The 25497-nt window shown below is 71.1% G+C and carries 22 protein-coding genes; 15 read left to right on the forward strand and 7 right to left on the reverse strand.

The window, feature by feature from the left end; all coding sequences use genetic code 11:
- The first annotated feature begins 40 nt into the window (after nt 1-40).
- The 6 genes from ilvD (at nt 41) to ilvC (ending at nt 7566) form a co-directional block, all read left to right on the forward strand.
- Complete coding sequence (gene ilvD, locus B2363_RS09130) at nt 41-1735, forward strand: dihydroxy-acid dehydratase (protein WP_286929723.1); 1695 nt, start codon at nt 41-43, stop codon at nt 1733-1735.
- Between the two features lie 202 nt (nt 1736-1937).
- Nucleotides 1938-3365 (forward strand): SDR family NAD(P)-dependent oxidoreductase, encoded by a 1428-nt coding sequence (locus tag B2363_RS09135; RefSeq protein WP_286929724.1) that lies wholly within the window; start codon nt 1938-1940, stop codon nt 3363-3365.
- A 4-nt stretch (nt 3366-3369) separates the two neighbouring features.
- Entirely contained in the window at nt 3370-3915 is a 546-nt protein-coding gene (locus tag B2363_RS09140) for a GNAT family N-acetyltransferase (RefSeq protein WP_286929725.1), read from the forward strand.
- Nucleotides 3916-4167: 252 nt separating this feature from the next.
- The gene (locus B2363_RS09145) at nt 4168-5943 is read left to right on the forward strand and encodes an acetolactate synthase large subunit (protein WP_286929726.1); all 1776 of its coding nucleotides are present in this window, start codon (nt 4168-4170) and stop codon (nt 5941-5943) included.
- Nucleotides 5943-6473, forward strand: a complete 531-nt coding sequence (ilvN, locus tag B2363_RS09150; protein ID WP_078698484.1) for an acetolactate synthase small subunit — start codon at nt 5943-5945, stop codon at nt 6471-6473. Before B2363_RS09145 ends, ilvN begins: the two co-directional genes overlap by 1 nt.
- A 67-nt stretch (nt 6474-6540) precedes the next feature.
- Nucleotides 6541-7566: a ketol-acid reductoisomerase gene (ilvC, locus tag B2363_RS09155; protein ID WP_181755403.1), complete on the forward strand. Its 1026-nt coding sequence runs from the start codon at nt 6541-6543 to the stop codon at nt 7564-7566.
- Nucleotides 7567-7642: 76 nt separating this feature from the next.
- Here ilvC and B2363_RS09160 read toward each other — a convergent pair whose 3' ends face one another.
- The 3 genes from B2363_RS09160 to B2363_RS09170 form a co-directional block, all read right to left on the reverse strand.
- Nucleotides 7643-8539, reverse strand: a complete 897-nt coding sequence (locus B2363_RS09160) for a universal stress protein (protein ID WP_286929727.1) — start codon at nt 8537-8539, stop codon at nt 7643-7645.
- Complete coding sequence (locus tag B2363_RS09165) at nt 8536-10026, reverse strand: APC family permease (protein WP_286929728.1); 1491 nt, start codon at nt 10024-10026, stop codon at nt 8536-8538. The genes B2363_RS09160 and B2363_RS09165 overlap by 4 nt, the downstream gene beginning before the upstream one ends.
- Nucleotides 10027-10121: 95 nt before the next feature.
- The gene (locus B2363_RS09170) at nt 10122-11567 is read right to left on the reverse strand and encodes a PLP-dependent aminotransferase family protein (protein WP_286929729.1); all 1446 of its coding nucleotides are present in this window, start codon (nt 11565-11567) and stop codon (nt 10122-10124) included.
- 188 nt (nt 11568-11755) lie between these two features.
- On the opposite strand from B2363_RS09170, the gene B2363_RS09175 reads away from it, so the two are divergent.
- Entirely contained in the window at nt 11756-12358 is a 603-nt protein-coding gene (locus B2363_RS09175) for a YczE/YyaS/YitT family protein (protein ID WP_286929730.1), read from the forward strand.
- Nucleotides 12359-12365: 7 nt separating this feature from the next.
- Here B2363_RS09175 and B2363_RS09180 read toward each other — a convergent pair whose 3' ends face one another.
- Both B2363_RS09180 and B2363_RS09185 read right to left on the reverse strand, forming a co-directional pair.
- Nucleotides 12366-12806: an aromatic ring-opening dioxygenase LigA gene (locus B2363_RS09180; RefSeq protein WP_286929731.1), complete on the reverse strand. Its 441-nt coding sequence runs from the start codon at nt 12804-12806 to the stop codon at nt 12366-12368.
- A gap of 80 nt (nt 12807-12886) precedes the next feature.
- Complete coding sequence (locus tag B2363_RS09185; RefSeq protein WP_153302825.1) at nt 12887-13450, reverse strand: O-methyltransferase; 564 nt, start codon at nt 13448-13450, stop codon at nt 12887-12889.
- A 485-nt stretch (nt 13451-13935) separates the two neighbouring features.
- On the opposite strand from B2363_RS09185, the gene B2363_RS09190 reads away from it, so the two are divergent.
- The gene (locus B2363_RS09190) at nt 13936-14994 is read left to right on the forward strand and encodes a 3-isopropylmalate dehydrogenase (protein WP_286929732.1); all 1059 of its coding nucleotides are present in this window, start codon (nt 13936-13938) and stop codon (nt 14992-14994) included.
- A gap of 41 nt (nt 14995-15035) precedes the next feature.
- On the forward strand, nt 15036-16130 hold the full coding sequence (locus tag B2363_RS09195; protein ID WP_286929733.1) for a branched-chain amino acid aminotransferase: 1095 nt from the start codon (nt 15036-15038) through the stop codon (nt 16128-16130).
- A 132-nt stretch (nt 16131-16262) separates the two neighbouring features.
- Here B2363_RS09195 and B2363_RS09200 read toward each other — a convergent pair whose 3' ends face one another.
- Together B2363_RS09200 and B2363_RS09205 are read right to left on the reverse strand one after the other, a co-directional pair.
- Nucleotides 16263-16820 (reverse strand): LemA family protein, encoded by a 558-nt coding sequence (locus B2363_RS09200; RefSeq protein ID WP_286929734.1) that lies wholly within the window; start codon nt 16818-16820, stop codon nt 16263-16265.
- A 73-nt stretch (nt 16821-16893) separates the two neighbouring features.
- Nucleotides 16894-18693: a DUF2207 domain-containing protein gene (locus B2363_RS09205; protein ID WP_286929735.1), complete on the reverse strand. Its 1800-nt coding sequence runs from the start codon at nt 18691-18693 to the stop codon at nt 16894-16896.
- A gap of 71 nt (nt 18694-18764) precedes the next feature.
- Between B2363_RS09205 and argG the strand changes: the two genes are divergently transcribed.
- From argG to argF, 6 genes are read left to right on the forward strand one after another with little or no spacing between them, the layout of a single operon-like run.
- Entirely contained in the window at nt 18765-20195 is a 1431-nt protein-coding gene (gene argG / locus B2363_RS09210) for an argininosuccinate synthase (RefSeq protein WP_286929736.1), read from the forward strand.
- Nucleotides 20196-20200: 5 nt separating this feature from the next.
- Nucleotides 20201-21241, forward strand: coding sequence for an N-acetyl-gamma-glutamyl-phosphate reductase (argC, locus tag B2363_RS09215; RefSeq protein WP_286929737.1), 1041 nt, complete (start codon nt 20201-20203; stop codon nt 21239-21241).
- Nucleotides 21238-22389: a bifunctional glutamate N-acetyltransferase/amino-acid acetyltransferase ArgJ gene (argJ, locus tag B2363_RS09220; RefSeq protein WP_286929738.1), complete on the forward strand. Its 1152-nt coding sequence runs from the start codon at nt 21238-21240 to the stop codon at nt 22387-22389. The genes argC and argJ overlap by 4 nt, the downstream gene beginning before the upstream one ends.
- Nucleotides 22390-22396: 7 nt before the next feature.
- The gene (gene argB / locus B2363_RS09225) at nt 22397-23359 is read left to right on the forward strand and encodes an acetylglutamate kinase (protein WP_286929739.1); all 963 of its coding nucleotides are present in this window, start codon (nt 22397-22399) and stop codon (nt 23357-23359) included.
- Between the two features lie 2 nt (nt 23360-23361).
- Entirely contained in the window at nt 23362-24570 is a 1209-nt protein-coding gene (locus tag B2363_RS09230) for an acetylornithine transaminase (RefSeq protein ID WP_376785965.1), read from the forward strand.
- Nucleotides 24567-25490 (forward strand): ornithine carbamoyltransferase, encoded by a 924-nt coding sequence (argF, locus tag B2363_RS09235; protein ID WP_286929740.1) that lies wholly within the window; start codon nt 24567-24569, stop codon nt 25488-25490. Before B2363_RS09230 ends, argF begins: the two co-directional genes overlap by 4 nt.
- Nucleotides 25491-25497: the final 7 nt, after the last annotated feature.

Genomic DNA, 25497 nt, shown 5'->3' on the forward strand with positions numbered 1-25497 from the left:
ACCGGGACGGCACGCTCAATGCCGGTCGTACGATGCCCGTATGGCCGAGACCCCCGACACGCCCGACATCGACATCAAGCCGCGCAGCCGCGACGTCACCGACGGCCTGGAGAAGACCGCCGCGCGCGGCATGCTCCGCGCGGTCGGCATGGGGGACGACGACTGGGTGAAGCCCCAGATCGGCGTCGCGTCCAGCTGGAACGAGATCACCCCGTGCAACCTCTCACTCGACCGGCTCGCCAAGGCCGTCAAGGAGGGTGTGCACACCGGCGGCGGGTACCCGCTCGAGTTCGGCACGATCAGCGTCTCCGACGGCATCAGCATGGGTCACGAGGGCATGCACTTCTCGCTCGTCAGCCGTGAGGTCATCGCCGACTCGGTCGAGGTCGTCATGTCGGCCGAGCGCCTCGACGGCTCGGTGCTGCTGGCCGGCTGCGACAAGAGTCTGCCCGGCATGCTCATGGCCGCCGCGCGCCTCGACCTCTCCAGCGTCTTCCTCTACGCCGGCTCCACCCTGCCGGGCAACGTGGACGGCAAGGACGTCACGATCATCGACGCCTTCGAGGCCGTCGGAGCCTGCATGAAGGGCCTCATCAGCCGCGACGAGGTCGACCGCATCGAGCGCGCGATCTGCCCCGGCGAGGGTGCCTGCGGCGGCATGTACACCGCCAACACGATGGCCTCGGCCGCCGAGGCGCTCGGCATGAGCCTGCCCGGCTCGGCCGCGCCGCCGGCCCCCGACCGCCGCCGCGACGAGTACGCCCGCAAGTCCGGCGAGGCCGTGGTCGAGCTGCTGCGCAAGGGCATCACCGCGCGCGACATCATGACGCTCGAGGCCTTCGAGAACGCCATCACCGTGGTCATGGCGCTCGGCGGCTCCACCAACGCGGTGCTGCACCTGCTGGCGATCGCCCGCGAGGCCGGCGTCCCGCTGACGCTCGAGGACTTCAACCGCGTCGGCGACAAGGTCCCGCACCTGGGCGATCTCAAGCCCTTCGGCCGCTACGTCATGAACGACGTCGACAAGGTCGGCGGCATCCCCGTGATCATGAAGGCGCTGATCGACGCGGGCCTCATGCACGGCGACGTCATGACCGTCACCGGCAAGACGATGGCCGAGAACCTCGCGCACATCGATCTCGGCCTCGACGGCGACGTGATCCGCCCGCTCGACAAGCCGATCCACAAGACCGGCGGCCTCACGATCCTGCACGGCACGCTGGCTCCCGAGGGTGCGGTCGTCAAGAGCGCCGGCTTCGACGAGTCGGTCTTCCGCGGCACCGCCCGCGTGTTCGACGGCGAGCGCGCCGCGATGGACGCGCTGGAGGACGGCACCGTCGTCGCCGGCGACGTCGTCGTCATCCGCTACGAGGGCCCCAAGGGTGGCCCCGGCATGCGCGAGATGCTCGCCATCACCGGCGCCATCAAGGGCGCCGGCCTCGGCAAGGACGTGCTCCTGCTGACCGACGGTCGCTTCTCCGGCGGTACCACCGGCCTGTGCGTCGGCCACGTCGCGCCTGAAGCCGTCGACGGCGGCCCGATCGCGTTCGTGCGCGACGGCGACCCGATCACGCTCGACGTGGCGAACAAGCGCCTCGACGTCGAGATCGACGACGCCGACCTCGAGCAGCGCAAGGTCGGCTGGGAGCCCAACCCGCCGAAGTACACCTCCGGTGTCCTGGCCAAGTACCGCAAGCTGGTGAGCTCGGCCGCGCACGGCGCTGTCACGGGCTGAGGCTTAACCCGCGGTACGTGATCTCGATACGCCGGCTCGTTCCTCGCCGTGCTACTCGATCACCGGCGCTCGGCGGTGCGTGATCTCGATACGCCGTGCTACTCGATCACCGGGCACTCGGTGGTCGAGTAGCTCGCGAGCGCAGCGAGCGGCGTATCGAGACCAGTCGAGACGGCGGGGAACCGCACCGTAGAATCAATCGGTGCCGAACTTCACCGACGACGAGCTCGCGACCGCCCTCAAGGTGCTGGGCGAGGCGCAGCACCTCGGTGACGAGGACGAGGCCTACGTGGCGCTGCGCCGCGCGTGCGGCAAGTTCTACAAGGACGTCAAGAAGCAGCGCCGCCGGGCCAAGCGCGACGCCGTCAACGAGGCCGACCGCGAAGTCGTCTCGCTGACCGCCACCGGCTCGCCGCGCCGCATCGACGACGAGACCGCCGGCATCCCGCTGGTCTCCACCGCGCGCGGTGCGTCGGCGGGCGTGCTGCAGGTGGCCCGCGGCTGCTACATCTGCAAGGACAAGTACACGGTGGTCGACGCGTTCTACCACCAGCTGTGCCCGAAGTGCGCCGCCCTGAGCCACGCCAAGCGCGACCAGCGCACCGACCTGACCGGACGCCGCGCGCTGCTCACCGGCGGCCGCGCCAAGATCGGCATGTACATCGCGCTGCGGCTGCTGCGCGACGGCGCGCACCTCACGATCACCACGCGCTTCCCGCGCGACGCGGTGCGCCGCTTCAGCGCCCAGCCCGACAGCGACGAGTGGATCGACCGGCTCAAGATCGTCGGCATCGACCTGCGCGACCCCGCCCAGGTGATCGGCCTGGCCGACGAGATCGCGGCGTCGGGCCCGCTCGACATCCTCATCAACAACGCCGCCCAGACGGTGAAGCGCCAGCCCGGCGCCTATCAGGCCATCGCCGACGCCGAGGCGCAGCCGCTGCCCGAGGGCTACGTGCCCGAGCTGATCACGTTCGGCCACACCAGCGACGCCCACCCGGCCTCGCTCGTCGGCTCGGTCAGCTCGCACCCGGCGCTCGCCGGCGACGCCGTCACCGCGGAGGAGCTCACCGCGATCGCCCTCGAGGCCGGGTCGGCCGACCTCGAGCGCATCGACGCGGGGGGCCTCCTGCCCGACCTCGTCGACACCAACAGCTGGGTCCAGCACGTCGGCCAGGTCGACGCGCTCGAGCTGCTCGAGGTCCAGCTCTGCAACAGCGTCGCGCCGTTCCTCCTGATCAGCCGGCTGCGTCCCGCGATGGCGGCCTCGGCCGCCCGCCGCAAGTACGTCGTCAACGTCTCGGCGATGGAGGGGCAGTTCTCCCGCGGCTACAAGGGCCCGGGCCACCCGCACACGAACATGGCCAAGGCCGCGCTCAACATGCTCACCCGCACCAGCGCGCGAGAGATGTTCGAGACCGACGAGATCCTGATGACCGCCGTCGACACCGGCTGGATCACCGACGAGCGCCCCCACGTGACGAAGCAGCGCCTCGCCCAAGAGGGTTTCAAGGCTCCGCTCGACCTCGTCGACGGCGCGGCCCGCGTCTACGACCCGATCGTCCAGGGCGAGGACGGCGTCGACCTCCACGGCGTCTTCCTGAAGGACTTCGAACCCTTTCCCTGGTGAGCCGATGGACCACCAGCACCTGATCACCGAGCGGCTCGACCTGACCGCGGTGTCGTTCGCGGATCTCTCCGAGCTCCACGTGCTGCACGCGGACCCGCGGGCGTGGACGCACCTGCCCTCGGGCGTGCACACCGACGAGCAGCGGACGCGTGCCGACCTCGAGATGTACACCGCGGACTGGGAGCGCGACGGCCTCGGCTACTGGACGGCGCGACGGCGCAGCGACGGTGAGCTCGTGGGCATCGGGGGAGTGCGGCTGCGCCCGACCGGGGCCTGGAATCTCTACTACCGGCTCGCCCCGGACCACCAGGGTCAGGGATACGCGCTGGAGCTCGTCCGGGCCGCCTTCGAGGCGGCCGCCTCCTACGATCCCGAGGCGCCGATCGTGGCCTACCTGCTGGAGCACAACGAGGCGTCGCGTCGCACTGCCGAGCGCGCCGGGATGACGCAGGTCTGGCGCGGCCCCGACGGCGAGGTGCCCGGCGGCATCCGTCTGGTCTACGCCGACCGGACCCTCTCAGCGGCTGCTCTCGCTGCCTTCACGAGCTGACCCGCGTCCGCATGGTGGACACGGAATCTCACAACTTGACCACTTCGCGTCCGCGGCGCACACTGGTTCCATGCACGCGCTGCTTCTCGTAGTCCACTGACGCACGGCACTTCGCCGCGCGTCTCGCCCTCGTCGCCTCACGGCCGAGGGTTTTTTCATGCAGTGAATGGACGACGAGAAGCAGGGAATACGATGGGGAACCGAGCACCGGCCGCGATCACGGGGTGGCCGGCAGACGAGACGGGTAGGGCCATGACCGAGACGGCACCGGAGACGATGACCGGGGCGCAGAGCCTCGTCCGATCGCTGGAAAAGGCCGGGGTCGAGGTCATCTTCGGGATTCCCGGAGGCGCGATCCTGCCCGCCTACGACCCGCTGTACGACTCCTCGATCCGCCACGTGCTGGTCCGTCACGAGCAGGGTGCGGGTCACGCCGCGCAGGGCTACGCGATGGCCACCGGCAAGGTCGGCGTCTGCATGGCCACCTCCGGCCCCGGCGCCACGAACCTCGTCACCGCCATCGCGGACGCCTACCTCGACTCGGTGCCGATCGTCGCCGTCACCGGACAGGTCGCCAGCAGCGTCATCGGCTCGGACGCCTTCCAGGAGGCCGACATCCGCGGCATCACGATGCCGATCACCAAGCACAGCTTCCTCGTGACCGACCCGGCCGAGATCCCGCGCGTCGTGGCCGAGGCCTTCCACATCGCCTCCACCGGCCGCCCCGGTCCCGTGCTGGTCGACGTCGCCAAGGACGCGCTGCAGGCCGTCACCACCCACGAGTGGCCGCACGAGCTCGCGCTGCCGGGCTACCGCCCCACGACGCGCCCGCACAACAAGCAGGTCCGCGAGGCCGCCCGCCTCATCGCCGAGGCAAAGAAGCCGATCCTCTACGTCGGCGGCGGCGTCATCAAGGCCGACGCGTCGGCCGAGCTCAAGATGCTCGCCGAGCTGACCCAGATCCCGGTCGTCACCACGCTGATGGCGCGCGGCGCGTTCCCCGACTCCCACGAGCTGCACCTGGGCATGCCGGGCATGCACGGCACGGTGGCCGCGGTCGCCGGCCTCCAGCGCTCCGACCTGCTGATCACCCTCGGCGCCCGCTTCGACGACCGCGTCACGGGCAACCTCGACACGTTCGCGCCCGACGCCAAGGTGATCCACGCCGACATCGACCCGGCCGAGATCAGCAAGAACCGCGTCGCCGACGTGCCGATCGTGGGCGACGCCCGCGAGGTCATCGCCGACCTCATCCGCGCCCTGCAGAAGCAGTCGCAGGACGACGAGCTCACCGGCGACTACACCGCGTGGCGCGACTACATCCTCAACGTCAAGGCCCAGTTCCCGGTGGCGTACGACAAGCCCGATGAGGGCCTGGCGCCGCAGACCGTGATCGAGCGCATCAACGCGGCCGCCGGCGCCGAGGCGATCTACACCGCGGGCGTCGGCCAGCACCAGATGTGGGCCGCGCACTACGTCCAGTACGAGCGCCCGCGCCAGTGGCTCAACTCCGGCGGTGCCGGCACGATGGGCTACGGCGTGCCCGCCGCGATGGGCGCCAAGGTCGGCGACCCCGACCGTGTCGTCTGGGCCATCGACGGCGACGGCTGCTTCCAGATGACCAACCAGGAGCTGGCCACCTGCGCGATCGAGGGCATCCCGATCAAGGTCGCGGTGATCAACAACTCCTCGCTGGGCATGGTGCGCCAGTGGCAGACCCTCTTCTACGAGGGCCGCTACTCCAACACCGACCTGAACACCGGTCCCGAGTCGATCGGCGCCCGCCGGATCCCCGACTTCGTCAAGCTCGCCGAGGCCTACGGCTGCATCGGCCTGCGCTGCGAGAGCGAGGACGAGCTCGACGAGGTCATCGCCAAGGCGATGAGCATCAACGACGTGCCCGTCGTGATCGACTTCGTCGTCGAGCGCGACGCGATGGTCTGGCCCATGGTCGCCGCCGGCACCAGCAACGACGACATCAAGATCGCTCGCGATCTCGCCCCCGAATGGGAAGACGAGGACCTCTGATGCCCCAACACACCCTCAGCGTGCTCGTCGAGAACACGCCCGGCGTCCTGGCTCGCGTGTCGAGCCTGTTCATGCGACGCGGCTTCAACATCGACTCTCTCGCGGTCGGTCCCACCGAGATCCCCGAGATCTCGCGCATGACGATCGTCGTGAACGTCGAGGAGCTGCCGCTCGAGCAGGTCACGAAGCAGCTCAACAAGCTGGTCAACGTCCTCAAGATCGTCGAGCTCGACTCCGGCAACGCCGTCGAGCGCGAGCTGATGCTGATCAAGGTCAAGACCGACCAGCAGACCCGCGGCCAGGTCCTCGAGACCGTGCAGCTGTTCCGCGCCAAGGTCGTCGACGTGGCCCAGGAGTCGGTCACGATCGAGGCCACGGGCGACGCCGGCAAGCTCACGGCGATGCTCAACGTGCTCGAGCCCTTCGGCATCCGCGAGATCGCGCAGTCCGGACGCGTCGCGATCGGTCGCGGCTCGCGGTCGATCACCGACCGCACGCTGCGCACCGTCCCCGGCACCGCCGCGGGCTGAGCCCACCCCAGAACTGCGCCGGCGCACGCACCTGCGCCTTCGACCCCCAACCAAGGAGAACCCCATCGTGGCTGAACTGTTCTACGACGACGACGCCGATCTGTCCCTCATCCAGGGCAAGAACGTGGCGGTGATCGGCTACGGCAGCCAGGGTCACGCCCACGCGCTCAACCTGCGCGACTCGGGCGTCGACGTCCGCATCGGCCTGGCCGAGGGCAGCAAGAGCAAGGCGAAGGCCGAGGCCGAGGGCCTGCGCGTCCTCCCGGTCGCCGAGGCGGTCGAGGAGTCCGACGTCATCGTCATCCTCACGCCCGACCAGGTCCAGCGTCACGTCTACACCGAGTCGATCGCCCCGAACCTGACCGCCGGCGACACGCTGGTGTTCGGCCACGGCTTCAACATCCGCTTCGGCTACATCAAGCCGGCCGAGGGCGTCGACGTCATCATGGTCGCCCCGAAGGCCCCCGGTCACACCGTGCGTCGCGAGTTCGTCGCCGGCCGTGGCATCCCGGACATCATCGCGGTCGAGCAGGACGCCTCGGGCCAGGCCTGGGACGTCGCCCTCTCCTACGCGAAGGGCATCGGCGGCACGCGCGCCGGCGTCATCAAGACCACGTTCACCGAGGAGACCGAGACCGACCTCTTCGGCGAGCAGGCCGTGCTGTGCGGCGGCGTGTCCCACCTGGTCCAGGCCGGGTTCGAGACGCTCACCGAGGCCGGCTACCAGCCCGAGATCGCCTACTTCGAGGTGCTGCACGAGCTCAAGCTCATCGTCGACCTCATGTGGGAGGGCGGCATCGCCAAGCAGCGCTGGAGCATCTCCGACACCGCCGAGTACGGCGACTACGTCTCCGGCCCGCGCGTCATCGACGCCGGCGTGAAGGAGCGCATGGAGCAGGTGCTGGGCGACATCCAGTCCGGTGCCTTCGCCGAGCGCTTCATCGCCGACCAGGACAACGGCGGCAAGGAGTTCCTCGAGCTGCGCGAGAAGGAGGCCGGTCACCCGATCGAGGCCACCGGCAAGGCCCTGCGCTCGCACTTCTCGTGGAAGCAGGCCGACGACGACTACACCGAGGGCAGCGCGGCTCGCTGAGCCTCGTCCCGTCGCACGAACGCGGCGTCCCGTCCGACTCACGTCGGCTCGGGGCGCCGCGTTCGTGCGTTCGGGGTCAGGAGGCCTGTGCGCGAGGCCGGGGGAGCAGGATCACCGGGACCGGGCTGTGGTTGACGATCCGCGTCGCGGTGGAGCCCATGAAGACGCGGGCCACCGGGCCGTGGCGGCTGGACCCGACCGCGAGCAGGTCGCCCGGACGCCACTCGAAGGACTCCAGCGCCAGTGACCAGCGCTCGGCGGAGGTGACCTGCGTGGTGGTGACCTCCGTCTCCGGCGCCAGCCTGCGGATGCCGTCGGCCAGCTGCTCCTGGTGCGTGCGCACGAGCGTCGACCAGGCCTCACGGACGCCCTGGTCGGAGAACGCGGCGAACGCCGTCCGCGAGCCGCTTCGTACGGCGAACGTCACGATCTCCACGGGCACCCCGAGCCACGTCGCGAGCGAGGCGATCGGCGCGTCCAGCGCCGCGTCGGAGGCGGTGGGGTCGACCGCCACGACGAGCCGCTCGATGCCGCCCTCGTTGGCGCGGAAGCCGCGCGGCGCCAGCGCCACCGGAATGGCCGAGCTGTGCGCGAGGCGGCCGTTCGTGCTGCCGAAGGCGATCCGCCCGAGCGCGCCGTGCGACGCCGAGCCGGCCACCACGAGGCGTGCGTCGCGGGCGCGGCTCTCGTCCAGCAGCGCCTGCGGCACGGACGAGGCGGTGCGCGAGACCGTCACCACCTCGGCCTCGTCGCCGAGGTGCTCACGAGCCGTCGCCAGCGCCTCACCCGCCTGGTCCCGGACGGAGCGCCGCCACTCGTCGTCCACGCCGGCGAAGTCGCGCAGCGCGTCCCAGCTGTCCTGGACGACGCTCGTGATGACGAGCTCCTCGCCGGTGGTCCGGGCGAACTCGGCGGCCAGGTCGAGCGCGGCGAGGCTCCGGGTGTCGCTGCCGAAGCCGACGACCACGCTCACGCGGGATCACCCTGGCGGGCACGGTTGAGCCGCGAGTGCCGATAGCCGTAGGCGAAGTAGACGACGAAGCCCAGCAGCAGCCACACGATGAAGCGCAGCCACGTGTCCACCTTGAGGCTCGCCATCAGGCCGATGCAGGACGCGACCGTGACGATGGGCAGGAACGGCACCCACGGCGTGCGGAACGGGCGGTTCATCTCGGGCTGGGTGCGCCGGAGCACGATCACCGCGATGGCCACCACGACGAACGCGAAGAGCGTGCCGATGCTCACCATCTCGGCCAGCACCGAGATCGGCACGAGTCCGGCGAGCAGCGCCACCGCCACCACCGTCAGCCCCGTCATCAGCACCGGCGTGCCCCACGTCGGGTGGATGCGGCGGAAGGCCTCCGGCAGCAGACCGTCACGGGCCAGCGCGAAGCCGATGCGCGGCATCGCGACCAGGTCCACCAGGATCACCGAGGTCAGGCCCGCGATAGCGGCCACGCCGATGAGGATGCCCGCCCACTCCAGGCCGACCTGGTCGAACACGTCGGCGACGGCGTCACCCTCCGACAGGTCGGAGTAGTGCACCATGCCGGTGATGACGATGCACACGCCGACGTAGAGCGCGGTGCAGATCGCAAGCGTGCCGAGCAAGCCCATCGGCATGTCGCGCTCCGGCTTGCGGGTCTCCTCGCCGAGGTTCGCGACGGCCTCGAAGCCCGAGTAGGCGAAGAACACGACCGCCGCGGCCACGAAGATGCCCGTGATGCCGAAGGTCGCCGGCTCGACGCCCGTGAGGAACTGCCACAGCGGCGCGTGCAGGCTGCTGGAGGAGCCTCCGGCCGGGGGCTGCGACTCCGGGATGAAGGGCACGAGGTTGCCGGTGTTGACGTAGAAGGCGCCCACGGCGATGACGAAGAGGCAGACCAGGACCTTGATGACGACGAGGCCGTTGGTCACCCAGGCCGACTCACGGATGCCGCGCATGGCGACCCAGCCCAGCAGCAGGACGATGAAGATCGCTCCGACGTTCACGACGGAGCCCTCCTCGGCGAACCACTTCTCCGGGAGGTTGAAGACGCCGGCGACGTAACCCGACCAACCTCTCGCGACCACCGCCGATCCGAGCGCGAACTCGAGGATGAGGTCCCACGCGATGATCCAGGCGAAGATCTCGCCGATCGTCGTGTAGCTGTAGGTGTACGAGCTGCCGGCCGTCGGCACGGCGGAGGCCAGCTCGGCGTAGCAGAGGGCGGCCATCAGGGCGACGGCTCCGGCAATGAGGAACGAGATCATCACGGCCGGGCCGGCGTTCTCCTTCGCCTGCAGGCCCGTGAGGGTGAAGATTCCCGTGCCGATGACGATGCCGATGCCGAAGCCGATGAGGTCGAGTGGTCCGAGGTGCTTCTTGAGCCGGCCGTGCTCCTCCTCGGCGGCGCCCTCGGGCAGCTCGTCGTTCTGGTGGATGACGTCGTCGACGCTCTTCTTCCTCAGGACATCCATGCGCTGCTCCTCCGCGGGTCGTGCCCCGGCGGGGCGATGGCCTGCACAGCACTTTGCGGGGTCCGGAGGGACCCCGCAATTCGACGGAGCGCGGGTCAGGCGATGAGGTCGACCGCGTCGGGGTCGCGTGCCGTGCCCGACTGGCCGCTCGTGACCCGGTCCCACGCGCGGGCCAGGCGCCCCACGGCGTCCTCGAGCATGTCGGGCGCGAGGGCGTAGGGCAGGCGCAGCCGGCGCTCACCGGCCGCGGGGCTGGTGGCGAAGAACCGTGGGCCCGGCGTGAGGGTGAGGCCCTCGTCCTCGGCGACCGCGACGAGGGCCGAGCTGAGCGGGGCCGGGAGGGTCGCCCAGCACGTGAGGCCGCCCTCGGGACGTGTGATCGACCAGTCGGGCAGCCGGGACTCCACCGCGGCGACGAGGGTGTCGCGCCGGTGGCGCAGCTCGGCCCGCCGGGCCGCCAGGTCGAGGTCGCCGTCCTCCAGCGCCGTGGCCATGACGAGCTGGTCCAGCGCGGCCGTGCCGAGGTCGCGGATCATCCGCGCCTGCACGAGCCGGGGGACCAGGCTCCTCGGGGCGCGGATCCAGCCGATGCGCAGACCGCCCCACAGGGACTTCGCCGCCGATCCCACGAGGACGGCGCCGGGGTCGTGCACGGCGTAGTGCTCGGGCAGGGGAGTGTCACCGAGACTCACGTCGCGCAGGGTCTCGTCGACGATGGTGGTGACGCCCGCGCGCTGGAGGATCCCGGCCACCTCGCGACGCGTGGCCGACGGCATGAGCTGCCCGGTCGGGTTGTGGAAGTCCACCACCAGCAGCGCCAGGGAGGCCGCGGGGGCGAGGCGGGCGATGTCCTCGACAGGCCACGGGCCCTCCCCGGCCGGGAGCGGCAGCAGGCGCGCACCGGCGCGCGACACGAGATCGAACGAGTGCGGGTACCCGCAGCCCTCCACCAGGACGCGGTCGCGCGGCCGCACGAGCACCGAGACCAGGAGCGACAGCGCGCTCTGCGCCCCCGTGGTCACGACGATCTGGTCGGGGTCGGTCGGCAGCCCTTCGCGGGTGTAGCGGGCGGCGAGGCGCTCACGCAGCACGGGGAGGCCGTCGGGCAGGTAGCCGTCGGTCGCCAGCAGGGCCGGGAGGCTCGTCATCGCCCGCTGGATCAGTGCGGCGAAGCCGTCGGGCGCCTCGGAGGCGGCAGCGGTGAGGGCGATGCCGTCGTGGCGCGGCGAACGCGCGAGCATGCTGGTGGAGCCCGCCGCCCCGACCGGGAGCTCGACCGTCGTTCCCGAGCCCTGCCGGGTGCGGACGAGCCGGCTCTCCCGCAGCACCTCGTAGGCCCGCGTGGTCGTGGTGCGGCTCAGTCCGGTCGCCTCGGCGAGCGAGCGCTCGCTGGGCAGCGTCGTCCCGGTGGGGATGCGCCCATCCATCACGGCGCCGCGGATCTGGGTGGCGAGACGGCGGTACGCGGGGCCCGAGCCGGACTCGGACGGGCCGAGCATCGCGGCGAGCCGGTGCGCGGACAGGGGCGGTGCAGGGACCATGAAGCCACTTTGTCAGAATTGGCCATGGAAATGAAGTCCAATCAGGCGCACAGTGAGAGGGTGATCCTGTGCATCCTCCTGCTAGCCCTCGCCGCGTGGGGCTGCGTCGCCACCGTCCGGACCGTTCGGCGCGACGGCCTGCGTCGCATCCCGAACGCGCCGATCGCCCGACGCGTCGGGGAGCGTCGATGACGCGCCGGCTCGTCCAGCTCATGGTGGGACTGTGGCTCTACGGAGCGACCATGGCGCTGATGGTCCGCGCGGGGCTCGGGCTCGACCCGTGGGACGTCTTCCACGAGGGAGTGACGCACCACGTCGACCTCACGTTCGGACAGGTCGTGATCGTGGTGGGCGCCCTGGTGCTGCTGGCCTGGATTCCCCTGCGCCAGCGCCCGGGAATCGGCACCGTGGCGAACGTCCTGGTGATCGGGGTGGCCGCCGACGTCACGCTGGCGATGCTGCCCGAGGCGTCCACCCTCGCGCTCGGAGTGCTGATGCTCGTGACCGGCGTGGTGGGCAACGGCCTGGCCGGCGCGATGTACGTGGGTGCCGGGCTCGGCCCGGGTCCGCGCGACGGCCTGTGGACGGGGATCGTCCGTCGGACGGGCGCGAGCGTGCGCATCGTGCGCACGGGGCTGGAGGTCGTGGTGCTCGTCACGGGCTTCGCGCTCGGCGGCACCGTGGGCCTCGGGACCGTGCTCTACGCCCTCACGATCGGACCGATCGTGCAGTTCTTCCTGCCCTGGTTCGAGATCCGCGGGGCGCCGGCCGCCGAGCCGGCCCCCGCGTGACCGTCGATCAGGTCGAGAGCTTGCGCAGCGACCAGCCCGCCAGGATCCACATCAGTCCCATGCCGGCGGCGAACAGCGCCACGCCGTAGGCCACGACGGACGTGAACAGCGAGGCACGCAGGAACGAGGCGTTCATCGCGGTCTCGCGCAGCGGATCGTCCTGCTCGAGCTCGGCGTACGTCTTGTTGCCGGTGGCCTCGAGGGCGTGCTTGTCGATGATCTGCGCCTGGGAGTAGGCGGTGAGCGGACCGTTGACCTTCTCGCCACCGAACCACTCGGCGTCCTCGGACACGGTGATGTTCTGGGCGGAGAGCTGGTCGGTCACCACCCACCAGGTGGCGGCTCCGGCGACGATCAGCACGATGCCGGCGATGATCGAGAGCAGTCCGACGGTGCGGACACCCTTGTGGCGCGGAGTGGTGGCGTAGGTGGGGGTCGGATCGGACATGGTGCTTCCTTCCGTCGGGGCCTCGACGGCCCTCTTGGGCCGAGAGTAGGGGACGGGAAGGGTCAGCCGTCGTGGCGCGTTCAGCGACGCGTGGCGATGATGAGGCTGGCGTCCGGGTCGATGAGCATCTCGACGGCGATGAAGCGCTCGTCGGTGAGCCACTGCTCGCGCACGGAGTCGACCTGACCGTCGACGATCGGCGGCCAGAAGGGCGAGGGCACGAAGTCGTCGAGCACCGCGATGCCACCGGGCTCGAGCAGATCGGCGAGGACGTCGATGCTGGCCATCACGTCGCGGACGTCGACGAACAGCAGCGAGAACGGCGCGTACTGCTCCAGCACGGTCCAGTCACCGCAGGTCACCTCGACGTTCGCGGCATCGTGGAAGATGCCCTGCACGTCCTCGGCCAGGCCCGGATCGAGCTCGGCCGTGACGATGTGGGCGCCCTTGGGGGCGCCGCTGGAGAGCCAGGCGGAGCCGACGCCGCACCCGGTGCCGAGCTCGGCGAGGGTGCCGTGGCGCGTGGCGGCCAGGGTCGCGAGCAGCCGCCCCGTCTCACTGCGGGTCGAGGTGATGAAGCCGCGGCGCCGGGAGAGGTCCAGGGCGCGCGCGACCAGATCGGGAACCTCAGCCGGTGCGCTCATGGGGCCAGTGTTCCACGTCATCGTCGCCCCGGCGGGCCAGGTCGATCGCTGAGACGCGCGGACCCCCTGACAGCGACCCGGAGTGCCGTGTATGCTCGCGGCCATGCGGAAGCAGCTCGTACTCATCGCTTGCCGCGGCAGGACCTCCTAGGGCCACACCTGCCGCGGAGTTTCGGCGTTGGCTCGACGACTCTGCAGCAGATGTTCTGGACCAGGACCTGGTTCTCCTCCTCTGAAACGCTGATCGACGTCACCCGTCGCAGCACGTGGCCCCGCAGGGTCGTCGGTCCCGTCGGATCCCGCACCGACCACACCACTGCCACTTCAGAGGAGCACTCATGTTCGACCCGACCACTGTCATCGAATGGGGACCCGCGCACCTGCGCGACGACGCCGATTTCGACGGGACTCCCGAGGACAACTGATGACCGGATCGCGAGACCCGAGTTTCAGTATCTGAGATCGACCGTTCTAGGATGGGACCCATGACCAGCTCCTACTCGCTCGCGGTCGTTGCCGGTGACGGCATCGGCCCCGAGGTCACCGACCAGGCCCTGAAGGTTCTCGACGTCGTCGCGCAGGACGCGGGACTCACGTTCGAGCGCACGGCGTACGACCTCGGTGCCCGCCGGTGGCACGCCACCGGCGAGACCCTTCCGGACTCGGTGCTCGAGGAGATTCGCGGGCACGACGCGATCCTGCTCGGTGCCGTCGGCGACCCGTCCGTCCCGTCGGGCGTGCTGGAGCGCGGCCTGCTGCTGCGGCTGCGGTTCGAGCTGGACCACTACGTCAACCTGCGGCCGTCGAAGCTGTTCCCCGGCGTCCCGACCCCGCTGGCCGACCCGGGCGACATCGACTTCGTCGTCGTCCGTGAGGGCACCGAGGGTCCGTACGTGGGCAACGGCGGCGCGATCCGCGTCGGCACGCGCCAGGAGGTCGCCACCGAGGTCAGCCTCAACACGGCCTTCGGCGTGGAGCGGGTCGTCCGCGACGCCTTCGCCCGTGCCCAGGCGCGCCCGCGCCGCAAGCTCACGCTCGTGCACAAGAACAACGTGCTCGTCCACGCGGGTCACTTGTGGAGCCGCACGGTCGACGCCGTCGCGGCCGAGTTCCCCGACGTCTCGGTGGACTACCTGCACGTCGACGCCGCCACGATCTTCCTGGCGACCGACCCGGCGCGCTTCGACGTGATCGTCACCGACAACCTGTTCGGCGACATCCTCACCGACCTCGCCGCCGCCATCACCGGTGGCATCGGCCTGGCCGCGAGCGGCAACGTCAACCCCGACCGCACGTCGCCGAGCATGTTCGAGCCCGTGCACGGATCGGCGCCCGACATCGCAGGCCAGTCCAAGGCCGATCCGACCGCCGCGATCCTGTCGGCCGGCCTGCTGCTGGAGCACCTCGGCCACACCGATCAGGCCCAGCGGATCACCGAGGCGGTCGAGGCCGACATCGCCGCGCGCGCGGGTCAGCCGCGGTCCACGCAGGAGGTGGGGGAGGCCATCGCGTCGCGCGTGGCCGGAGCGGTATCGGTCGCCTGACGACCATCCCCTCCACCACCGAAAGGACTATCGTGTCCGCCATGACCACCCCCGCGTTCACCCCCCGGATCGAGACCAGTCCGAACGCGCGCAGCTCCGCCGAGCGCGCCGGGATCCTCGCCGATCCCGGCTTCGGCAACCACTTCACCGATCACATGTTCCTCACCGAGTGGACGCCCGAGCTGGACTGGCACGACCCCCGCGTCGTGCCCTACGGCCCGCTGTCCCTCGACCCCGCCACGGCGGTCCTGCACTACGCGCAGGAGATCTTCGAGGGGCTCAAGGCCTACGCCCACGCCGACGGCTCGGTGTGGCTGTTCCGTCCCGAGGCGAACGCGGCCCGCATGCAGCGGTCCGCCGCGAGGCTGGCGCTGCCGCAGCTGCCGATCGAGTGGTTCACCGGATCGGTGAAGGCACTCATCGAGGCCGACAGCGCGTGGGTGCCCACGGGTGAGGAGCGCAGCCTCTACCTGCGGCCCTTCATGTTCGCGTCCGAGGTCTTCCTCGGCGTCCGGCCCAGCCAGCACGTCACCTACGCGGTGATCGCGTCGCCTGCCGGGGCCTACTTCGCCGAGGGCGTGAAGCCCGTCGACATCTGGCTGTCCAGCGAGTACAGCCGCGCCGGTGCGGGCGGCACGGGTGCGGCCAAGTGCGGTGGCAACTACGCCGCGAGCCTGCTTCCCCAGCAGGAGGCGGCCTCGCACGGCTGCGCGCAGGTCGCGTTCCTGGACTCCGTCGAGCACCAGTGGGTGGAGGAGCTCGGCGGCATGAACCTCTACTTCGTCCACTCCGACGGGTCGATCGTCACGCCCGAGCTGAGCGGCTCGATCCTCGAGGGGATCACCCGCGACTCGATCCTGACCATCGCCCAGGACCTCGGCCACGACGTCATCGAGCGCAAGGTCTCGATCGACGACTGGCGCGAGGGCGTGGCCGACGGCACGATCACCGAGGTCTTCGCGTGCGGCACGGCCGCCGTGGTCACCCCGGTCGGCAAGCTCAAGTGGGACGGCGGCGAGGTCGTCAGCGCCGAGGGGGAGCCGGGCAAGGTGACCGCCGACATCCGCGCCGCTCTCGTCGACATCCAGTACGGCCGTGCCGAGGACCGCCACGGCTGGATGACCCGCGCCGTCTGACCTCTCGGGTCTCGATACGCGGGCTCGTTCCTCGCCCAGCTACTCGACCACCGGCCGGCCCGGTGATCGAGTAGCTCGCGAGCGCAGCGAGAGTGGGGGCACCTCCCGCTTGCGGGGGAGTATCGAGATCCGTCAGAACTGCACGGCCGGAGGGGTCTCCTGGCCGGCGGGGGCGTCGTAGAAGGTGCGCTCCTTGACGCCGGCCACGCCGGCGAAGAACATCCACGGGATCGTGCGCACCAGTTCGTTGAGCCCACGGACCGCGTCGTTGTAGTACTGGCGCGCGAACGACAGCTTGTTCTCGGTGTCGCTCAGCTCGGTCTGCAGCTGCTGGAAGTTCGCCGAGGCCTTGAGGTCGGGGTACGCCTCGGCCACGGCCATCACGTCGACGAGTGCGCGCTCGAGCCGGGCGTCGGCCGTGGCGCGCTGCTCCACGGAGCCGGAGCCGGCGGCCTGCTGGACGCCGGCGCGGGCCGCGGTGACCTCCTCGAAGACGCCCCGCTCGTGGGCTGCGTAGCCCTTCACCGTGCTGACCAGGTTCGGGATGAGGTCGGCACGCCGGGTCAGCTGCACGTCGATGCCGCCGAGGGCCTCCTGGGCGCCGATGTCGGCGGTGCGCAGGCGGTTGAACGCGATGACCCCGAACAGCGCGACGGCCACGACGATCGCGACGATGATCCAGATCAGCACGGGTACCTCCGAAGTCGGGAACTGGTCGAGACTCTACTGGCGCGGCCGGCAGGCCCGTCCGCGAACGCGGCGATCACCACGAGCCGCCTCCGCCACCGCCACCGCCGCCTCCGCTGAACCCGCCGCCGCCTCCACCGCCGCCGCTGCTCCCGGAGGAGGACGACGCCTGGCTCGCGGTGTAGGCGCCGATGGAGCTGGAGACAGCGCGCTCGAAGTCGCTGAACGGGTCACCGCCCAGTGCACTCCCGGAGGTGCCGTGGTGGCCCCCGCCGGCGTACCAGACCGGCAGCGGTGCGGCCTGCCCCGTCGCGACCTCGTACTTGCGGGCCCAGCGGTCGGCGACCCCGAAGGCGACGGCGTAGGGAATGTAGGCCATGTACAGATCCTCTCGACCGCTGAAGTCGAAGCGGTCCTGCGAGGCGTCGGTGCCGAGAAAGCGCTCGAATCCGCCGGCGCGCGACCACAGGTCGCGGCCCTGCGCGGTGCGGCGGGACCCGGCGCCCGGCATCAGGACCCCGACCGCGCCCACGGCGAACGCCGCGAACGGCAGCAGGTAGAGCCCGGTGACGCCGAAGAACGTGCCGACGAGGACGGCCGCGACGGCGACGCCGAACAGCACCCGCCACATCCACTCGCGGTGGGCGGGGACGGTCGCACCGGTCGTGGTTGCCCACGCCCGGGTGACACCGGGAATCGCGGACGTCACGGCGGACAGCTTCTTGCCCGCGCTGACGGAGCCGTTCGCCGTGAACGTCGGGCCGTTCTCGCCGCGCAGCCCGAGCCCCGACACGACGTGCCGCGCCACCGGATCGAGGGTGTCCCAGGCGCCCTTCGCGAGGGTGCCCTTGACCGTCCAGCTGCCGGCGTTCTCGTGGAGGGTGACGTGACCCTGCTCGGCGAGGTGCAGCAGCGTGGCGGTGAGGGCCCGCCGGGGGACCCGCTCGTCGACGATGTACGCCGCCTGCACCGGGCCGAGGCCCTCAGGCGGCTCGAACAGCACAGGGAGTCCGGGGCGGCGCTCGCGCGACAGCCGGTCGAGCACGTAGCCCACCGCGAACGCCAGGGCAGCGAGAGCGAGCGCCAGCAGGAAGGGCCGCAGCGACGTCCCGAACAGCCGGTCCCAGCCGATCGACCAGGGCACCTGGGCGCGGTCGGGAGCCGGCTGGTCCATCGCGGCGCGGAGCAGGACCGAGGTGTTCGGCGGCAGGTCGGCGGCGCTGATCCGCAGCGCGGTGGTGCCCTCGCCCTGCACCGTGCACGGGCGGCCGTCGCCGATCGAGCACTCGAGGCGATCGGTGACGGCCGGCAGGTTCACGGTGAGGTCGGCCTGACGGATCGGCATGCTCCAGCCGGCGGCGACGACCTGCCACACGAACTCCGAGCGGTCGGCGTCGCCCCCGGTCCAGCTCGCGTTGGCGTCAGCGACGCGCTCGGGATTCGGGGCGAGGACGCCGTCGATCCGGTAGCTGATCGTGTAGGTGTGCGGGCCGGGGGAGAGGTACTGGTCGGCGCTGCCGATGCGTGCCACCCGGAAGCGCCGCCCCTGCTCCCACGAGCGGCTGACCGCGACGGTGTCGCCGTCGAGCCGGATGCTCACGTCGCGCGGCCGGTACCGGACGGTGTGGTCGGCCCGGTCGGCCAGGTCCCAGTAGCGGAAGATCCCGTGGCGGCCCCAGGGGAAGTCGGCGGTGATCGTCTCCGTGGCGTTCAGCGTGCCGTCCGCGTCCACGTCGTAGGTGGCGCGGTAGGACGATATGGTCACCGGATCGGCCACGCTGCTGCTCGCGGAGTTCGACATCGTCGCGAGGGCGGGGACGAGCAGGACGCCCACCAGGATGACGGCGGTCACCAGGCGGAGCACGAGACGGGCCATGGCCGGATACTAGGGGAGCGGGACGGGACCCCGGCTGCAAGGAATTGCAGAGATGTGCAAGAATGTTCCGCATGTCCAAGGTCCTCACCAGTCTCCCCGTCGGCGAGCGCGTCGGCATCGCCTTCTCCGGCGGACTCGACACGTCCGTCGCCGTCGCGTGGATGCGCGACAAGGGTGCCGTCCCCTGCACCTACACCGCCGATCTCGGCCAGTACGACGAGCCGGACATCTCCGGGGTCCCCGGCCGCGCGATGGAGTACGGCGCCGAGCTGGCGCGAGCCATCGACTGCAAGCGCCCCCTGGTCGACGAGGGTCTGGCCGCGCTGGCCTGCGGCGCCTTCCACATCAAGTCGGCAGGCCGCACCTACTTCAACACCACGCCGCTGGGCCGCGCCGTCACCGGAACCCTGCTCGTGCGCGCGATGCACGAGGACGGCGTCAACATCTGGGGCGACGGCTCCACCTTCAAGGGCAACGACATCGAGCGGTTCTACCGCTACGGTCTGCTGGCCAACCCCGAGCTGCGCGTCTACAAGCCGTGGCTCGACGCCGACTTCGTCCACGAGCTGGGCGGTCGCACCGAGATGAGCCAGTGGCTCGTCGAGCACCAGCTGCCCTACCGCGACAGCCAGGAGAAGGCCTACTCGACCGACGCCAACATCTGGGGCGCCACCCACGAGGCGAAGACGCTCGAGCACCTCGACGTCTCGCTGGAGACCGTCGACCCGATCATGGGCGTGAAGTTCTGGGACGCCTCGGTCGACATCGACTCCGAGGACGTCACGATCTCCTTCGAGGAGGGCCGCCCGGTCGCGATCAACGGCACCCGGTTCGACGACCCGGTCGCGCTGGTCCACGAGGCCAACACGGTCGGCGGCCGGCACGGCCTCGGCATGTCCGACCAGATCGAGAACCGCATCATCGAGGCCAAGAGCCGGGGCATCTACGAGGCGCCCGGCATGGCGCTGCTCTGGATCGCGTACGAGCGGCTCGTGAACGCGGTGCACAACGAGGACACCGTCGCGAACTACCACGCGCACGGCCGTCGCCTGGGCCGGCTCATGTACGAGGGCCGGTGGCTCGACCCGCAGGCGATGATGCTGCGCGAGTCGATCCAGCGCTGGATCGCCTCGCTCGTGAGCGGCTCGGTCACGCTGCGGCTGCGGCGGGGCGACGACTACACGATCCTCGACACCCAGGGCTCGAACTTCTCCTACCACCCCGAGAAGCTCTCGATGGAGCGCACCGAGAACGCCGTCTTCGGTCCCACCGACCGGATCGGCCAGCTGACGATGCGCAACCTCGACATCGCCGACTCGCGCGCCAAGCTCGAGATGTACGCCGCCCAGCCGCTCGACCAGGGCCAGGTGCTCGTCGAGAACGGCACGCTGTTCGGCGAGCTGCCGGCCGGCGGTGCCATGCGCATCGAGGCGAACCCGGCGGTCGAGGGCGACGAAGAGGTCGCGCTCGACGCGGCCGCCATGGAGTTCGGGACGGACTGATCGCCATGATCAAGGTCGCCGTCACCGGTGCCACGGGCTATGCCGGGGGAGAGGTCCTCCGGCTGCTGCTGGCGCACCCCGAGGTCGAGATCGGCGCCCTGACCGCAGGGTCCAGCGCGGGGTCGCGGTTCGGGCAGCACCAGCCGCACCTGCTCCCGCTGGCCGATCGCATCGTCGCCGAGACCACCGCCGAAAACCTCGCCGGGCACGACGTCGTGTTCCTCGCGCTGCCGCACGGAGCCTCCGGGGCCGTCGCCGCGCAGCTGCCGGACGACGTCCTGGTGATCGACTGCGGCGCCGATCACCGGCTCGAGAGCTCCGACGACTGGGGCGCCTACTACGGCGGTGACCATGCGGGCACCTGGCCGTACGGGATGCCCGAGTTGATCACCGGCTCGACGCGTCAGCGCAACGCGCTCGCGGGTGTGCGTCGCATCGCCGTGCCGGGGTGCAACGTCACCGCCGTCACGCTGGGACTGCAGCCCGCCGTGGCCGCCGGGATCGTCGAGCCGACCGACCTCGTCGCGGTGCTGGCCAACGGCTTCTCCGGTGCGGGCAAGGCGCTCAAGCAGCACCTGCTGGCCTCGGAGGGACTCGGCTCGGCCTCGCCCTACGGGGTCGGCGGCACACACCGGCACATTCCCGAGATCGCCCAGAACCTGGGCCGGGCTGGGGCGGACGAGGTCACCATCTCGTTCACCCCCACGCTCGTGCCGATGGCCCGCGGCATCCTGGCCACCGCCACCGCCCGGCTGGCGCCCGGCGTCGACGATGCCGCCGCCCGGGCCGTCTACGAGAAGGCCTACGGCGACGAGCCGTTCATCCACCTGCTGCCCGAGGGCCAGTGGCCCACCACGGCCGCCACGCTGGGCGCGAACGTCGCCCACGTGCAGCTCGCGGTGGACGAGCGGGCCGGTCGCCTCGTCACCGTCACGGCCATCGACAACCTCGTCAAGGGCACCGCCGGTGGCGCGATCCAGTCGATGAACCTCGCCCTGGGCCTGCCCGAGACCACGGGCCTCACCACGATCGGAGTCGCACCATGAGCGTGACTGCTGCACAGGGCTTCCGGGCCGCCGGTGTGACCGCCGGCCTCAAGGACTCGGGCAAGCCCGACATCTCCCTCGTCGTCAACGAGGGCCCCTCGTCGGCCGCCGCCGCGGTCTTCACCTCGAACCGCTGCAAGGCGCACCCCGTCATCTGGAGCGAGCAGGCGATCAAGGGCGGCAGCGCCCGCGCGATCGTCCTGAACTCCGGCGGCGCCAACTGCTACACGGGCCCCGAGGGCTTCGCCGCCACGCACCGCACCGCCGAGCGCGTCGCGGAGCACCTGGGCATCGGCGCGATCGACGTGCAGGTCTGCTCGACCGGCCTGATCGGTCGCCTCCTCGACGAGCCGAAGGTGCTGGCCGGGGTCGACTCCGCCGTGGCCGCGCTGTCGCCCGAGGGCGGACTCGACGCCGCGACGGCGATCATGACCACCGACACCGTTAGCAAGCAGGCCACGGCCGGTGGCGACGGCTGGGTGATCGGCGGGATGGCGAAGGGCGCGGGCATGCTCGCGCCGGCGCTCGCCACGATGCTCGTCGTCATCACGACCGACGCCGACCTCGACTCCACGACCCTCGACACCGCACTGCGGTCGGCCACCGCGCTGACGTTCGACCGGCTCGACTCCGACGGCTGCCAGTCCACGAACGACACGGTGCTGCTGATGTCGTCGGGCGCCTCGGGCGTCGCCCCTGACGTCGCCGAGTTCACCGAGGCCCTCACCACGGTGTGCCGCGACCTCGCGCTTCAGCTGCTGGCCGACGCCGAGGGCGCCGACCACGAGATCGCCATCACGACGATCAACGCTGCCAGCGAGGACGACGCGCTGGAGGTGGGACGGTCCGTCGCGCGCAGCAACCTGTTCAAGTGCGCGATCTTCGGCAAGGACCCGAACTGGGGCCGCATCCTGGCGTCGGCCGGCACCACGACCGCCGCGTTCGACCCGCTCGACCTCGACGTGGCGGTCAACGACGTCTGGGTGTGCCGCAACTCCGGCGTGGGGGAGTCGATCGACCTCGTCGACCTCGAGCCGCGGTCGGTCACCGTCACGATCGACTTGAAGGCCGGCACGCACAGCGCCACCATCTGGACGAACGACCTGACCCAGGCCTACGTCCACGAGAACTCCGCCTACTCGACCTGAGGAAGCCATGAGCGACAACCGCATGACCGAATGGGCGCCCGAGGACTGGGCCGCCGCCACCACGAAGGCCGCCACGCTGGCCCACGCCCTGCCGTGGCTGAAGGCGTACCACGGCAAGATCGTGGTGGTGAAGTACGGCGGCAACGCCATGACCGACGAGAAGCTCAAGCGCGCGTTCGCCGAGGACATCGTCTTCCTCCGCCTCGCGGGGTTCAAGCCCGTCGTGGTGCACGGCGGCGGCCCGCAGATCAGCGCGATGCTCGACCGGCTCCAGATCGAGTCGGAGTTCCGCGGCGGCCTGCGCGTCACCACGCCCGAGGCCGTCGAGGTCGTCCGCATGGTGCTCAAGGGGCAGGTCGGCCCCGAGCTCGTCGGGCTGCTGAACCAGCACGGCGACCTCGCGGTGGGCCTGTCCGGCGAGGACGGCGGACTGTTCCGCGCCCAGCGCACGATGCCGCTGGTCGACGGCGAGCCCGTCGACGTCGGACTGGTGGGCGAGGTCGTGGGCGTGCGCCCCGAGGCCGTGATCGACCTCATCGAGGCCGGCCGCATCCCCGTGGTCTCCACCGTCGCGCCCGACGCCGACGGCCAGGTGCTGAACGTCAACGCCGACACGGCCGCCTCCGCGCTCGCCGTCGCCCTGGGCGCCGAGAAGCTGCTCGTGCTCACCGACGTCGAGGGCCTCTACGCCGACTGGCCGAACAGCAGCGACGTCATCGGCGAGATCAGCCCCGAGTCGCTCGAGGCGATCCTGCCCGAGCTGGCCAGCGGGATGATCCCCAAGATGACCGCCTGCCTCGACGCGGTGCGCGGCGGCGTCAAGCGCGCCACGGTCGTCGACGGCCGGGAGCCGCACTCGGTGCTGCTCGAGATCTTCACCGACGAGGGCGTCGGCACCCAGGTGCTGGCCGGTGCGCGGACCAAGATCCGCTCCGCCCTCTACACGTCCAGCGCGAAGGAGACGTCGTGAATCTGCCCGAAGGAGTCGTGATCCACGGCCGCGAGCCCCGGCTCGGCGGACCGGAGTGGACCGAGCGCTACCGCGGTGCGGTGATGAACACGTTCGGCGACCCGCAGCGCGTCCTCGTGCGCGGCGAGGGCTGTCACGTCTGGGACGCCGACGGCAACAAGTACCTCGACCTGCTCGCGGGCATCGCCGTCAACGCGCTGGGCCACGGTCACCCGGCGATCCTCGAGGCGGTCACGCAGCAGTTGCAGACGCTCGGGCACATCAGCAACTTCTTCGCCTCGGCCCCGCAGGTCGAGCTCGCGGAGCGCCTGGTCGGACTGCTCGGCGGCGAGGGCCGCGTGTTCTTCGCGAACTCCGGCACCGAGGCGAACGAAGCCGCGTTCAAGGCCACCCGTCGCACCGGCCGCACCACCATCGTGGCGGCCGAGGGCTCGTTCCACGGACGCACGATGGGCGCTCTCGCGCTGACCTCGAAGGCGGCGTACCGCGAGCCCTTCGAGCCGCTGCCCGGCGACGTCCGGTGGGTGCCGTACGGCGACGCCGACGCGCTGGCCGCGGCCGTCGACCACACGGTGGCGGCGGTGATCCTGGAGCCGATCCAGGGCGAGGCCGGCGTCATCGTGCCCCCGGACGACTACCTCGCCGCGGCCCGACGCATCACCACCGAGCACGGCGCCCTGCTGTGGCTCGACGAGGTGCAGACGGGCATCGGCCGCACGGGCGACTGGTTCGGTCACACGCCCTCCGGAGTGACCCCCGACCTGGTCACCCTCGCGAAGGGCCTCGGCGGCGGCATCCCGATCGGCGCCTGCGTGGCGCTCGGTGACGCCGCCACCTTGCTCGGTCCGGGCAACCACGGCACCACCTTCGGCGGCAACCCCGTGGCCACCGCCGCGGCCCTGGCCGTCCTCGCGACGATCGAGTCCGAGGGACTGCTGGAGGCCACACGCGCTCGCGGGGACCAGCTGGCCGACGGCCTCCTGCGCAGCTCCCGCGTGGAGTCGGTCACGGGCCGGGGCCTGCTCCGGGGCATCGTGCTGAGCGAACCGCGCGCGGCCGAGGTGCAGAAGGCCGCGCTCGACGCCGGGCTCATCCTCAACGCGCCCACGCCCGACCGGCTCCGGCTCGCTCCGCCGCTGGTCCTCAGCGAGGACGAGGCGGCCGACGCCGTGCGCACCCTCTCCACGGTGATCGACGAGGTGCTGGCATGACGAGGCATTTCCTGCGCGACGACGACCTGAATCCGGCGGAGCAGGCCGAGGTGCTGGCGCTCGCCGCCGAGCTCAAGGCCGAGCCCTACTCGCGCCGTCCTCTGGCCGGGCCGCAGTCCGTGGTCGTGCTGTTCGACAAGTCCTCCACCCGTACGCGGGTGTCGTTCGCCGTGGGCATCGCCGACCTCGGCGGCAACCCCGTGGTGATGGACACCGGTGTCACGCAGGTGGGCCGCGGCGAGCCCATCGCCGACACGGCGCGCGTGCTGGGCCGGATGGCCAGCGCGGTCGTGTGGCGCACCTACGCCCAGGCCGGCCTCGAGCAGATGGCCGAGCACGCGGGAGTGCCGGTGGTCAACGCCCTCTCGGACGACTTCCACCCGTGCCAGATCCTCGCCGACTGGCTCACCGTCATCGAGCACAAGGGCGCGCTCGCCGGGCTCACGGTGGCCTACGTCGGCGACGGCGCCAACAACATGGGCCACTCGTACCTGCTCGGCGGCGCCACCGCGGGCATGCACGTGCGCGTCGGCGCCCCCGAGGGGTTCCAGCCGGACCCCGCGATCGTCGCCGACGCCGAGCGGATCGCTGCGGAGACGGGTGGCTCGGTCGCCGTCACCGCCGATCCGGCCGCCGCCGTCGCGGGCGCCGACGTCGTCATCACGGACACCTGGGTCTCGATGGGCCAGGAGGACGAGAAGGCGGAGCGGGTCGCGCTCTTCAGCGACTACTCGGTCACCCCCGAGCTGCTGGCGAAGGCCGATCCCGAGGCCATCGTGCTGCACTGCCTGCCGGCCTACCGCGGCCTGGAGATCGCCGCCGACGTCATCGACGGCCCGCAGTCGGTGGTGTGGGACGAGGCCGAGAACCGCGTCCACGCCCAGAAGGCGGTCCTCACCTGGCTCCTGGAGCAGTCGTGATCTCGAG

The organism is Aeromicrobium sp. UBA7512 (assembly GCF_002476985.1).
Taxonomy (GTDB): domain Bacteria; phylum Actinomycetota; class Actinomycetes; order Propionibacteriales; family Nocardioidaceae; genus Aeromicrobium; species Aeromicrobium phoceense.